This is a genomic window from Symploca atlantica LB2515, from assembly GCF_052546295.1.
Genome location: NZ_JBQWMT010000001.1, coordinates 1990892 through 2005003, shown reverse-complemented (window position 1 = coordinate 2005003; position 14112 = coordinate 1990892). Strand labels below are relative to the sequence as shown.

Here is a 14112-nt window from a genome sequence, read left to right as displayed (position 1 = left end):
TGACAGCCTCCAAGACAACAACTGCATTTGCTCGAACTGGTGTTACATTATTGCTATATAAATATATGCTCTCTGCTAAATACCCAATCGTCAGCACGGCAATAATCAAGAGCATAAAAGTTAATCGAGAAAGTTTTCTGTTTCCTGCTTAGATGATAGTCCTGCTTTGAGTTGTTTCATTAGCAGACTAATTTTCAGGTGCCAAAGGTGAGTAGAAGTTACTATATGAAAGAAAAAACGATATATCCTGGCGAAGTTTTTGCGACAACTGCCGATTTTGACGCCAATATTCGACAACTGTTGCCGCGCTACGACGAAATGCTGGAAGCGATCGCACTTGGCGTCTCTCCTCATGCCCAGCGTATCCTAGACTTGGGTTGCGGTACTGGCGAACTTAGTCTTAAATTACTCAAGCGTTGCCCTAATGCCCAGGTGGTGGCGCTTGATTACTCCCCCCGTATGATTGAATTTGCCCAGTCAAAGCTCAAGGCTACCGAATATGCACAGCGGTGGACAGGCATAGAAGGAGACTTTGGTGACTGGGCTAATCATCAGTTAGTACTAGAGGATGGCTTTGATGCCTGTGTTTCATCCCTGGCAATTCATCATCTCACTGATCAAAGCAAGGGACAACTGTTTGCCAGGATCCGTGAAAGCCTTAATCTAGGTGGCGTCTTTTGGAATGCCGATCCGGTTTTGCCGGAATCACCAGCACTCTCAGATGTTTATCAGAGTATCCGAGAGCAGTGGGCGGCTCAACAGGGAACTAACTTAGCAAAGGTTCGGGCTAAGACTGGTAAAAGTACACCTTACGGTCATTCTCAACCCGACCAACTTGCCACCCTGGACACTCATCTGCAAATGCTGAAAACAGCAGGGTTTGCAACTGTGGCAGTACCTTGGAAGTACTATGGTTTAGCGGTTTTTGGCGGGTTTGCTTGAGCTACTTCAGCTGCCGGGAACGAGGAGGAGTACACTTCAGGCTTACTCTTGACCCCATACTCCTTGACTAGAGTAACTGCTTGTCTGAGTGCCTCTAGGCGATCGACAAAGAGATGGTGTGGGGGTATAAGTTGGAAAATCCCTAAGCGTTCCAGACGATGCTTGACCTTGCCAATAGCACCCACAATCAACACCTGACGACCTTGATCACAGGCTTCTCGGATTGCATTCTCGATCGCCAAAGAAGAGGTTACACCCAAAATTGGTACATCGCTGAGATCCAGAATCAAGACATCGTGGTCTTGCATCGCTGAATGTTCACGAGAGATTGCCTTAGCCACACCGAAAATCATTGGTCCACTGAGGTAGAACAGTAGCACCCGACCATTGGCTTGATCCAGAAGCTCTTTTTCTGCTTCGCTCATCAGGATTTCGTCGTCGGCGTCGGTAACTGTCTTAACTTCCTCAGAACGCATGTCTGAGAGACGTTGAATTGTCAAAATATTAGCAATGAATACCCCCACTCCAACGGCGACAATCAGGTCAACAAATACCGTCAAGAACATTACCCCATACATGATCAGCGCTCCCTTGGTTGATACCTTATGAGCGCGTTTCAAGAAGCTCCAGTCAAGAATATCAATACCAACCTTGAGGGCGATACCCGCTAGTACGGCCATGGGAATGCTTTCGGTTAGACCAGCAGCCCACAAGACTACAACCAGCAGAATTAAAGCACGAGTGATACCAGATAAAGCAGTACGAGCACCAGTCTGGATATTAACCACAGTACCCATTGTTGCGCCTGCACCAGGTAAGCCACCACATAGACCCGAAGCTATGTTGCCAATGCCTTGACCAATAAGTTCCTTATTAGAATCGTGTTGGGTGCGAGTTAAGCTATCGGAAATCACTGCGGTAAGCAACGTGTCGATACATCCCAGCATGCCCAGCATGGCAGCATCAACGAGCATGAAAGTAAGTTGTCCTAGGCTGAAGACAGGCAGTTGCAAAGTAGGTAGTCCCACTGCAATCTCGCCAATGCGGCGGATCTCAACATCTGAGAAAAAGATCAGGGACACCACAGTGCCGACGACTAAAGCTACTAGTTGCGGTGGCACTATGCGCTTGATTCGGGATGGCATGAAGAAGATAATTGCCAATGTCATCCCTCCCAAAGCCGCTTCGGCGGGATTGATATTTGCCAATAATTCGGGCAATTTTTGGATGATACCGATTACACCACCCTTGGGACTGGCTTGTCCGACAAAAGGAGCAATTTGCAGAATAATCAGTATGATGCCAATTCCCGACATAAAGCCTGAAATCACACTGTAGGGCATCAGGGTAACGTATTTACCCAGCCGAAATACGCCAAAAAGGATTTGAAATAATCCGGCTAACATGACCACGGTAAACGCCATGGCTAAGCCGTTTTCCGGGTTGGCAGCTACCAGGTGAGCCACAACAGCCGTCATCACCACGGTCATCGGCCCAGTTGGCTCAGAAATTAGGGTGGGTGTGCCACCAAACAATGCTGCAAAAAAGCCGACGCAAACAGCACCATAAAGACCAGCTACAGGGCCTGCACCAGAGGCGACACCGAAAGCCAGCGCCAGTGGTAATGAGATGATGGCGGCAGTCAGACCCCCAAATAGATCGCCGCGCAGATTGCTAAAGTTTATACGATTGGTAATTTGCATTATTTAGAGGACAATGAATCAGTTAATAAGTTTAGAGGACAATGAATCAGTTAATAAGTGCTGATCTAGAGACTGTTTAATTTCTTAGACTTAGTTAAGTTTTCTATTCAGTTTTTCATCAAAAAACATCAGAGACCGAAACGACACATCGAAGAATTAATCTTGCTTTCGTCGGCTACAGTCAATTCTTAAACGATTGCCATAGCGGGTAATGAGCCAAAGAGTTTGGGGTGATCGCTTACCCCCCAGATCTCATTAACTTCGCTTTTACCCTCCAGGCACTGATTAAAATGACAATATCAGTTGATGCAAGGTTTCATAACGCTCGATAATATTTATTTACTTAAAATTAAGTGAGCGTTATTACTCTTGCTATTTTTCCTGCTAATAGAGACCATAGAGTGGTCGAGCTTTTCGGTATACTCAATCCATACTGGCAAAATGTCAAGTTCTATGAGATGAATTTTCGGCTCGCTACTCTTGCTAAAGCAAAAAAATGACGGCTAGAAAATACAATTAAAAAAGTTGCTTGATGTCATTAAACCAGTTAACTAATTAACACTGAAAGCAGCAACAAGCCTTACCTGCTCAGATTAAATCACTTGAGAATCAGGTCAGATTCAGGAAAGAAGCCGCGCCTGGAGAGCATTGCTCTCAATCAGACTTATGATGAGGAATAAGAACCGTTAAGAAGTTAACTTAAACCTTTAATTAAGGGACATCTTACCGACATTCGAGGAAATAATACTTAAGTATTATTTCCTCAGAAACGCTCCCAGCCAGTTCCTTGATAGCCAAAATTGAACAGTTCAGGGTGTAGAATTTCTGCCAAAATTTCTAAGGAATCTACCAAGCGTGGCCCTGGACGGTTGAAGTATGCATTACCATCAGTGAGATAAATCTTACCATTACTAACCGCTTGCAAAGTTGACCATTCCGGACGCTGTGCCAACTGTTGAGTTTCTTGGCGGGTGCGTTCTAAGTCAAAGCCGCAAGGCATGACGATAATTACTTCTGGGTCAGCTTTGACTAAATTATCCCATGCTAGGTATGGTGAATGCTTACCCAAAACCCCAAACAGAGGTTTGCCACCAGCAAGTTCCACTAATTCAGGAATCCAGTTGCCAGTTGCCATCAGAGGGTCAGTCCATTCTAGGCAAGTGACCGTGGGAGGGTTGACCAGTTCTTGCGTCTTTTGCCTACAGGCTTCGACACGAGACTGTAACTGCCTGAGTAATGCTTCTGAGGCAACTCCTAGCATGGCAGCAACTCGTTCTATGTCCGCCCAAACCTCACTCAGCAAGTTGGGCTGTAAGGAAATCACTTTCGGGTTACTCTGAGTGAGTTCGGCAACTGCTTTCTCGACAATATCGAAGTTAACGGCGCAGACATCACATTGGTCTTGAGTGACAATGTGAGTCGGTTGCAGTTGTTCTAGGACATCGGTTTTAACTTGGTAAATGCTTAAAGCTTTTTGCACCAAATCCAGGACATCAGCATCAATTTGGGCGCTGGGTTTGTCACTGTTGATTTGTGCCTCGGTGCAAACGGGCTTGTCTTTGATTTCTAGGGGATAGTCACATTCATGCGATCGCCCTACAATCGCATCAGTTAAGCCCAATGCTGCCACAATCTCCGTGGCACTGGGAAGTAGAGAGACAATTCGGAGGTTGGAGGAAGTCATGATCAAGCTTTGCTCTCAATCAACTGCATAGCATACAAGATTCAGATTAGTTGATTGTTGAGCAGGCTGAGCGTTTTTTGGCTAATTTCTAATGGAGGGTATTGTCATTTAGATTACTAAAGTTTAAGATTAAAGTTATACTGGGTCAATCCACAACCAAGTGGAGTGTGATGGTTAGAGATGAGATTTAACTCCCGGTGAGACAACTTTACTTGTAATCCAGTCCCCGTCGCTATCGAACGGGGTCTTTATTTTGGGAAAAATTTTGCGTTTTGCAATTATTCATGCACTGAAATATTGGAAAACACAGTCCTCCTATTTTAGGTTGATTGAAGCACCAGAAAACTGCCAATTTGGCAACTCTCGGAGACTGAAGTAGGCTAGGTTAATTGCAGAACCCTAACGAGGAAGGAGGCTGTGATGCACCATCCATTTGAACTAGAACTTTCTGAACTAGAAACTCTCAATTTAGAGATGCCAGAAATCACTAGTGAAGAAGCCCAAAAAGTTATCGGTGGCGCTATCTCCATCACGACGATGGCAACTGGTGAAGAGGGTGGCGAAGATCCTACCACGATGGCAACTGGTGAAGAGGGTGGTGGTGAGTTTTTCTTGACGCTTGCTTTCTGAATTTGGCTAGAGGAACTCTGAGAAACCAGGAAAGAGACCTATGAAACTGCGCGATTTAGATGTACTAACTAAAATAGACGACGACAAAAAAATGACTGCAACCGTTGGGGGATTACAACTTCCTTTTCCGGTTTCCTATGACACAAGCTTGAGTAATCAATACAGTATCCGCATCGATGATTGTGGGAATATTGTCTCTGGGAATTTCGCTTGTGTTACATACCCCTGCTGTTTAGGGCCACAACAAATACCGCTAGGTGACCAGGAATTGTTAGCCACCCTTTAAGTGGTAAATAGGTATTAAGTAGCGGCAGAACACCACACAACTGTACGCTTATCCGTCATTTTTTAGGGAAGGCTGATTTAACTCTCGGCATTTAGTTAGTGCTTGTTCATAAGCAACTTGGTACTCATGACCTCCTAACATTGAATCGCCGTAATACTCATAGGGGGCTGCACCATAAACGGGAAGAGGTGGGTCATCAGGATAATCTTCTACGGCTTCTTCAATCGCAGCTTTGAGTTGCTTAAGACTCAGGCGTTGTGCTGGAAAATAGCAGAGTTCTTGAGCATTTTTGTTGAGGTGTGGCAGGGTGGGATCTACTAAAGATTCTTCGAGTTCCAGCCAGCTATGTTCAAGAGGTTTGTAGGGGTGTCCTTTCCAGACTAAAAAACCTTGGACATAGGTAGCACCATTGAGTGACAAGCTGGCTTTATAAGCATTATCAAAGCTATTAGTTGCCTTGCTATGGATTTGTTTGGCAATTTCTTTAGAAAGATGCTCTTCTAAGGGTTTGTTCATTAATCAATTACGCTTTAACTTAAGATAGATGCTTTATTTACTAGGCTCTAATTATTGTAGACAAAAAGTTATTTAATCAGAACTAATTAACAATTATCTGCGAGACAAATACCAGAATAAAAGCTAACTAAAAAGTAGAAAGCTTACCAGGTATATATTCATCTAACCTGGTAAATCTACATTTATATTTGATGGGAACTCGCTATCAAGCTTTCACTGCAACTGAGGGGAAAAATTTTCCTTGGCGATACTCCCAGACTAGTCCTTCCGGATCTCTAGCTTGGCTCCATTGGCCAAAGTCTGGAGAAGACCGCATTCTTTTAAGAATCCTATCACCACATTTGAACCGATGACAAACTTCTTTGACTGTATAAGACCGTGTTGAAGTAACTTCTAAGACGGGGATGGCAACTTCTGAAGCTTCTACGGCAGCAACTGATTTTTGGGGAACTTTCTGACTTTTTTTCTTGTTTACCGGCGTAACTTCTGAAGTTTCTACACCAGCATCGGAGAAAGTTTCCAGGGAGTAACCAGACAACTCAATACCTCGACTTTGCAATCCTTTTTGCTGATGATACTGGATAATTGACTCACCACTAAACCAGTCTAAGGCTGTACGTACCCAATGCCAACCTGGTTCTGGAGATTTTTCCAAACAGATTGGAGTCTTCTCGCCACTACCGCCTTCAACCAAGTAATGTGTAGCCTTGAACATTCCTTTTTCAGGCTTACTCGTTTCCGAGGATTTCTTCTTCCTAGGCGAACAGGATAAACAGTATTTTGGTGCTCTACCTGGATAACACTCGCGAGTCGTCATCTGATTACATTTAGCACAGATGAAGGTTACAGGTTTGGTGTGGATAGTACGAGCGTGAGCACGGACGATGAAAGTCTGAGAGGGCATGGGTTATCAGGTTATCGGTAGCGGGTAAAAGAAATTGAACAGGTAGCCACCCTTTGGGGTACATCTCCAAGAACTATCTGATTAATTATTTAAGGTAATGACACCAGCACCACAGTCTAAGTGAAGCGACTATTATCTATATTCAATTAAACTGCAAAAGTTGCACATCTTACGTAAGAGTGATCAGTTAGCTTATCAGGTTATCGTTATCACTAAGCTAACACCATTGACGTTGGTCAAGGTTTTTCAGTAGCCCGTAAGCAATCGTTCACTCAAAAGCCAGACGCAGATTAGCTGCAATTTCTGCTAAGGCTTGGCTGCCCAGATTAGGCGACTGGGGCATTCCCACAAAGCCATGAATCATTCCCGCGTAGCGTTTCTTCCTCACCTTCACACCAGCTGCCAGTAATCGCTCGGCGTAAGCTTCCCCTTCATCGCGTAGCACATCAAACTCAGCAGTAATAATCTGCGCCGCAGGTAAGTTACTCAGGTTCTTGCTTAGTAAGGGCGAAGCATAAGGATTGCTACCATCCGCTTCATTAGGTAAGTAGTGGTTCCAGTACCAGAGCATTTCATCTTTAGTTAAACCATAGCCTTCGGCACATTCTTGATAAGACGGGGTATTAAAAGCATAAGCAGTTACTGGGTAAATTAGTAGTTGATGCACCAGTGGAGGATTTCCACGCTCGCGAGCCATCAGGGCAACCACCGCTGCCAGATTCCCCCCAGCACTATCTCCCCCCACGGCCACTCGCTGGGGATTGCCATTAATCATATTTGCATGATTAACTACCCATTGAGTAGCAGCATAGGCATCTTCCGCCGCTACGGGAAACTTGTACTCTGGTGCCAAATGATAGTCTACAGAAACCACCAGGCAACTGGCTTGATTGGCAAGGGAGCGGCAGATAGCATCTGCTGAGTTTAAGTCACCCCATAGCCATCCCCCGCCGTGGAAGTAAACGAGAACTGGGAAGGGACTACTACCACCGGGGGTATAAATACGAATAGGAATTTGCTCAATAGAACCAGGGATGGTGGAATCTTCCACACGAGCGACAGTTTCTTTTCTCCTAAAGGGCATGCAGGTCATTTTGGTAATCATTTCCCGTGCCTCTTGGGGTTCAAGAGTTGGCAAGGCTGGTAGTTCTAGTTGCTTTAGCCGATTGAGCAGTATCTTTATTTGTGGGTCTAGGGGCATAAAACCTTAATGAAAGTTGATAATTATCCGCTAAAATCCATAGCCGACGCTGAAGTAAAAGCCTTCATCCTGAGCATTTTCACCCCGGTCATCTAGGTCAACAAGCGGTACAGCATAGTCAATGCGGATATTCAGACCGGGCGATGGCTCCCAGAGTAGCCCTAAGCCAATACCCGCCAGGAAGGTCTGGTCTGGTAAGTCGTTGGGATTATCTGGGTGGTTCCAAATTGCTCCTAAATCGGCAAATGGGGCTAACTGAAAGATTGAGAATCCGGCTTCGTCTCGTTTTAGGGTGATGCGGTCTTCTAGGGAAAACCGGAAGCCATTGTCGCCAGAACGGGCGTTCTGTCGATAGCCTCTCAGCGAGAGTCCTCCGCCGATGACAAACTGTTCGGACGGTAAGAGACTATCGGGGGTCAATTGCAAGTCGGCCTGCATAATCAACAGTTGATTTTTACTGAGGTTTTGCACCCGCTGAATTTGACCTAGCCAGCTAAAAAAGCGACTGTCGGGAATCGGATGATCATTAACGGTGGCATCAAATAGTCCAGTGCCGATGTTAAATTGCGATCGCACTGACCAAGCTCCCCTAGTATCCCGTTTAATATAGTCTTGCCCAAAGCGGAATACACTGGTGCGGCTGATACCGTCTTCATCGGGGCCAATGCCGAAGGGCGTAGCAATATCGTTGAATAAAAAAGTCTGACCGTCTCGAAAATTAAATCCTAGAGAAAGAGCCAATTCTTCACGAGGTGTGCGGATTAAAGGCTGACGCCAGCTAATTTCATAAAGTTCGCTCTCTCCTTCAATATCGAATTCTTTAAATGGTTCGGCAGTAACTTGGTTACGGTCAATAACTGCACGAAGTTGTAGAGTGCCATTCTTGGGATTAATCGGGGCTAGATAGCTAACATCAAAAACATTAGACCCCCCAGTAGTCGAACGGTAATAGGAACCAGCAAGATTATCGCCAATACCTGTTAGATTACGGTAGCCTAGTGCCACTCCTAAACGTTCGGAACCGATACTAGGAGGAGAATAATTATCAACGCTAACGTTGCCGTAGAAGGGTTCAGCCTCCTGCACTTTAACCACTAAAATACTTTGACCAATCTCTTCACCAGAGCGTAAACTGGCTTCGATATTATCTAAGAGCGGGTCTATTCGGAGTAGGCGCAGTTGGTCTTCGAGTTGGTCTACCCGCAGTGGTGTAGCGACTCCTAGCTGAATACGCCGACGGATGTAGCTAGGATTGAGTCGCTGGGTTCCCTCAATCTGAATCTCTTGCAAGCTCCCCTCAAATACCTGAATCCTGACGATGCCGTCGGTGATTTGCTGGTCTACTAACACTGCGCGAGAAGTAATGTAGCCTGCATCTAAGTAAAGCTGGGTAATTGCTTGGCTGACTCCTTTGAGTTCTTCAAGGCTAACAGAACGTCCTTCTAGGGGGCTGGTGATGGGAGCTAATTCCTCGGCATCAAAGACTGTGCTACCAGTTACCTCAATTTGGTTAACAGCAATTGTGACCTTTGGCTGCTCCTCCTCTGAGGAAGCTGGCTCAGATTCCTCAGTTGGATTGGGGATAATAGGTTGGGTTTCCCTGGGTTGGGAGGGTAGAGTTTCAGGATTTCTGGGCAGAAAGCGCTCTTGGTTGGGGTTGGGTTGCTGAGCTACTGGAGTAGTAATCTCGGCTATTGTTGCCGCTTCTGATAAAGTCGGTGACACCGTAGCCAGAGCATAGCTAGGGCAAAAGCTAGTAAGCAGGGCAAAACCTGGGATGGAAACAATGCTGTACCGAAACATATGCTCTGGTTAATGACTATTTTTTAACTAGAAGTGGTGATTGATAAAAGACTCTTGGGCGTTGCACAGTTAGGGATGAATAGGGGAGATAGGGGGGAGGGAATCGCTGAAAATTCCCTTTTAATCCAAAATCCTCAATCAGAGGGTTCAATTGCTGTTGAGAACTTGAGGAATAGTTTTCAACTGCATTGCTTGGGGAGTGTTGTTTTCTTGGTCAAATAAGAGTACTGGCTGTTGCGGTAATTGGAAGTCAATAATTTGCTCGGTAGATGGTCTGCAATTGTTGCCGCCTTGTTGGGAAATTAGCCTTTTACTGGGCTCAGTCGAGGATGCCTCTAATGAGTTTTCCTGAGCTAGTATTTGTTCTCTGAGCCCTAGGGGTTTTAAAGCGAAAGAGCAAATTACGGGGATTGGTTCAGGAGGTTCAGCAGAAGGTGGTGCTGGTACTGGTGGCTGTTGTGCTACTACTGACGTTACTGGCGTTGGAGTTGGTGGTGTTGGTTCTTGTATGAGTACTGGAGTTGGTGGAGTTGGTGGTGTTGGTTCTTGTATGAGTACTGGGGGCGCTGGAGTTGGTGGTGCTGGTTCTTGTATGAGTACTGGGGGCGCTGGAGTTGGTTCTTGTATGAGTACTGGGGGCGCTGGAGTTGGTGGAGTTGGTGGGGTTGGTGGTAAACTAACATCCACTGCGATCGGCACCGCAGTTGAAGAAGACACCTGATCACTAGCACTAAGAGTGAAGACGTTGAGCTGACCACTGGCGTTGAGTGGTGGAGTGTAGCTCAAAATATCGTCGGGTTCCAGAATCGTTCCGGCTGCTACCTCAGCACCATTTTTGGTTAGTCTCCCTTCGATTATTTCCTCAACAACTACTGAGGTATTATCGCCGTCTGAATCATTGACTGCTGGATTTAAATCTGCCAATGAGAATGTCAACTCCTGATTTTGCACAGTCCCAGTTAACACTGAATTAGCGCTCAGAGTTGGTGTCTCGTTAACAAAAGTAATACTGATATTCTCTACAGGATTAACCATGCCCAGTTCTGGGAAGGATTGTTGAGGTGAGATGATTGTACTGCCAGTATTAATAGCTCCTACAGTACCATTTTGAGTAGCATTGCCCACAATTAAGGGTACGTTGTTGGGGCCACCACCGTGTTCAATGGTAATGCTACCTCCTCCCCCAGTACCAGCACTAGAAATGCTAGCTGCTACGCCGTTTTGATCAGTAAAGCTGCCAGTAGCTTGCAATGAACCTCTCGCTTTAAGATCAACTGCCCCGCCTACGCCGTTCACACCTTGGGTATCAATAGAAATAACTTCGATATTTCCTCCAGCAGACAAGTTAACTGGCGCACCATTAGTGGCAGCTCTTCTCGGTATCGAAATATTATCCACTAAGAAGCCGGAGTTATACTGGTTGTCGTTAACATCGACAACTCCCATGCCCAAAATGTAGGTGCCGCTAATTGGCAGAGTAATGGCATAATTTTGAAACCCGCTCTCATAGGCAAATCCTGCCGATGCCGAGGAATCTAAGGAGATTTCAGTTCTAGTTACCTCGGAGCTATTAGAGAGAGTCAGCCAAGTAAAGTCGTTGATTTCATTGGGTGAGCGGACAGTTTCATTGGTAAAGAAATTCGCATCTAAACTAACTGTATCTCCCGCGCGGGCTTCAAAGGTAAGTTTAATGGCAGAACCTTCAATGGGCTCACCATTAGTTAGCTCATTTAGTCTGCCGGGAGGAGCGTTCACAAAGGCTTCTATTTCACCAGCGGAAACTGTGCCTTCGCTCCCGTCTACTGTTTGCAGAAAAGCTTGGTAATTTCCTTCGGTGGGACCAGTGCCAAACTCGGCTGTCTCAATACTGGTTTCGCCAATGGTTTCCCAACCAGTAAAATCACCAGATTCAAAGCCAAGCATCTCAACCGTTGATTCATATTCTCGGACGGTAATAATTCCTGCTTTAATACTTTCAAATGCCGTTACTTCTAAAGGGCCACCCGTGTAATTTCCGAATACCACATTGTTGCCGCTAATGCTCAGGCTGGCTAAGGGAGAGATACCGCCAATAGCACCATTGACAGTGACATTTCCTGTTCCTGCTGCTAGGGCTAAATTCCTGAAGCCAGTAACATCATCATCAATGGTACTGGTGAAGGTGAGATCTCCTGCCTCTGGACCAGTGCTGATGCTGAGGTCACTGCCTAGTTTAACTGGGCCATCGAAGGTAATATTACTACCATCGGAGGTCACGGCTAACCCGTTGAGAGCAATCTCAGCGGCTGTGATGGTCAGAGGGCGTCCGTTAGTATTGAGCGCACTCCCTGTCTGCATCAAGAAAGTGCCATTGGCATCATTATCGGCGTCGGCTGTAAAGGCGATGGTTCCTGAACCTGCGGGGAAGTCCAGCGAGACATCAGTTGCCAGGGTAATATCGTTGGTGGCTTGCAGAGTAATATTGTTATTACCCGCTAGTCCTTCTAATTCCGACTCGAAGATAATAGTCGGTTCAGTATCGCCGGGGAGTACTTGACCTGGTACTCCTGAAGGATTACCTACAACTGTATCCGTGCCGTCAGGGTTATCAGAAGGCGCTCCTTCCCCAGTACCAGCCACAATCGAGATGTTAGTCGGATCCAGCAGCAGTGTTCCTAAGCTACCATTGGAGGCGCTGGTGTCTACCTTACCCTGAAAAATCAGCTTCTGCCGACTCGATACCTCCACTAAACCACCGTCGCCGGCTGCTGTACCTCCACTAGCGCTGATTTGACCGTAGAATTGGGTACTCTTATCGGCCCAGACAATTACCTGACCACCATCTCCTTGGCTCAGCGCATCGGCATTAATTTCGCTATCATTGCTGACAAAGGTGCTGCTGGCATTGGGCACAGTTCCCTCGCCTTGGTAATCTCCGCCAATCAACACGGTGCCACCGCCATGGCTGCCGGAGGCATTGATATCAGCACTAATTAAAGTAACGTGATCGCCCAAAACCTGGATGCGGCCGCCAGTCTGCGATGCTGCGCTGTTAGAGGCATCAATGCTGCCAGATGCGATCGCCATTCCTCCCTGTATGGGCACGGAAATCCCCGAACCCGTTAGACTGATGGTGCCATCGGGGTTAAATGCTACTCCTGTAGCATCGGCAACATTACCTCCCCCCGCCAATAATCCTGGTAAGTCTAAAGCTGAAATCCCCTGATTACTGGGTAAATTATTATCATTAATTGCTGTGGTTGGTTGAATTTCTAAACTGAGTACCATTCCTGGTTGAGAAAGTTGTACAACACTCTCCCCCGGTACTGCGGCCAGGGTGATGTTGCCACCTGCACTAGCAAGGGTGCCAGTATTAATTACTGTGCCACCCAACAGGGTCAAATTTTGTTGGTCACTGACTGCTAAATTACCAGCGTTGATCAGGCTTCCCGGCTGACTCATCGTAAAGGCAAAGCGACTGGGATTGTCAACTAGTTGCTGATAGTTATTGGGGCCAATGGCATTAAACCAACCTTGCTCAAAACCAATACCATTAGCGGTAGTGGCAGTGAAACTAGCTGGTACATTTAAACTAGCATTGGCACCAAAGATTATCCCTGCCGGATTCATTAAAAACAGATTAGAATTGCCGCCTGTAACTTGCATCAGGCCATTAATCACTGAGGCATCTCCACCCACTACTCGGCCGAGTATGTTACGAATCTGGGGGTTAGAGAGGAAATTGGCAATCTCATTGGCATTGAGTCCAAATTGCTGAAAGCTATGGAAGAGATTTAGCTGATCTCCTGAGGGAGTACCTCCACTAATATCAAGGCGATCGCCATTAGGAGTAATAATTGTGTTTGTCCCATCGTCAGCAGCAGTAATTGATTGTGCTTGAGCTGGGGTAGTGGTGCTGGTATTAAAGACAGAAAGGATTGCTATTAGCAGAGCAGCACTAGTTTTAACTGTACTGTTGAGTTCATTTAGTAGATTATTGCCTGACATAACTATTTCCAATACTTGCTTGGGACTATTGCTGATTTGAGGTGATAATTTAAAACTGGGTTATGAGTAATTAGGCGTTAAACTATTGATGATTTAGTCATAGATTGGCTTCCCGAAAATAATAGCAAATTCAATAATTGACCTGAATGAGAGTACTAATTACACCTATCTCAGCTAATATGTAAAATTTGTGATGCCTGTAAATTGGCTCAAGATATTAATTGGTTCGGCGTCAAGCTAAATAGAATTTTTCATAAATGAATTAGGATTATTTTCCTTGCTGGCAAGCACTAGTTTTGCTTGCAAAGAAAGAACAATAATCTGATAAACAAACAAAAAAGTCAATCTATTGAATTAAAAAATTGATACTGTATTTATTAATACTTTTTGGCTTTTATTGCCTAAAAAATTTACCAAAACTACCCTGTTTATACCCCTAGAAGCTGCTATGCTGTT

10 protein-coding genes are annotated in these 14112 nt (G+C 45.6%); 3 read left to right on the top strand and 7 right to left on the bottom strand.

Features of this window, described 5'->3' with window-relative positions; genetic code table 11:
* The first annotated feature begins 225 nt into the window (after window positions 1–225).
* Window positions 226–942, top strand: a complete 717-nt coding sequence (locus ACT7WV_RS08455; protein ID WP_445102482.1) for a class I SAM-dependent methyltransferase — start codon at window positions 226–228, stop codon at window positions 940–942.
* On the opposite strand, the gene bicA is transcribed toward ACT7WV_RS08455, so the two are convergent.
* The gene (gene bicA / locus ACT7WV_RS08450; RefSeq protein WP_445102481.1) at window positions 909–2645 is read right to left on the bottom strand and encodes a bicarbonate transporter BicA; all 1737 of its coding nucleotides are present in this window, start codon (window positions 2643–2645) and stop codon (window positions 909–911) included. The two genes, ACT7WV_RS08455 and bicA, sit on opposite strands and share 34 nt — an antisense overlap.
* 763 nt (window positions 2646–3408) lie before the next feature.
* The gene (locus ACT7WV_RS08445) at window positions 3409–4329 is read right to left on the bottom strand and encodes a cobalamin-binding protein (RefSeq protein ID WP_445102480.1); all 921 of its coding nucleotides are present in this window, start codon (window positions 4327–4329) and stop codon (window positions 3409–3411) included.
* Between the two features lie 420 nt (window positions 4330–4749).
* On the opposite strand from ACT7WV_RS08445, the gene ACT7WV_RS08440 reads away from it, so the two are divergent.
* On the top strand, window positions 4750–4959 hold the full coding sequence (locus ACT7WV_RS08440; protein WP_445102479.1) for a hypothetical protein: 210 nt from the start codon (window positions 4750–4752) through the stop codon (window positions 4957–4959).
* 40 nt (window positions 4960–4999) lie between these two features.
* Window positions 5000–5245 (top strand): hypothetical protein, encoded by a 246-nt coding sequence (locus ACT7WV_RS08435; RefSeq protein WP_445102478.1) that lies wholly within the window; start codon window positions 5000–5002, stop codon window positions 5243–5245.
* Window positions 5246–5293: 48 nt separating this feature from the next.
* Here the strand turns inward: ACT7WV_RS08435 and ACT7WV_RS08430 are convergent, their stop codons facing one another.
* The 5 genes from ACT7WV_RS08430 to ACT7WV_RS08410 form a co-directional block, all read right to left on the bottom strand.
* A complete protein-coding gene (locus ACT7WV_RS08430; RefSeq protein ID WP_445102477.1) occupies window positions 5294–5761 on the bottom strand; it encodes a hypothetical protein in 468 nt (155 codons plus the stop codon).
* 205 nt (window positions 5762–5966) lie between these two features.
* Window positions 5967–6665, bottom strand: coding sequence for a hypothetical protein (locus ACT7WV_RS08425; protein ID WP_445102476.1), 699 nt, complete (start codon window positions 6663–6665; stop codon window positions 5967–5969).
* 268 nt (window positions 6666–6933) lie between these two features.
* Entirely contained in the window at window positions 6934–7866 is a 933-nt protein-coding gene (locus tag ACT7WV_RS08420; protein WP_445102475.1) for an alpha/beta hydrolase, read from the bottom strand.
* Window positions 7867–7896: 30 nt separating this feature from the next.
* Window positions 7897–9669, bottom strand: a complete 1773-nt coding sequence (locus tag ACT7WV_RS08415; protein ID WP_445102474.1) for a ShlB/FhaC/HecB family hemolysin secretion/activation protein — start codon at window positions 9667–9669, stop codon at window positions 7897–7899.
* 147 nt (window positions 9670–9816) lie between these two features.
* Window positions 9817–13656 (bottom strand): two-partner secretion domain-containing protein, encoded by a 3840-nt coding sequence (locus ACT7WV_RS08410; protein WP_445102473.1) that lies wholly within the window; start codon window positions 13654–13656, stop codon window positions 9817–9819.
* Window positions 13657–14112: the final 456 nt, after the last annotated feature.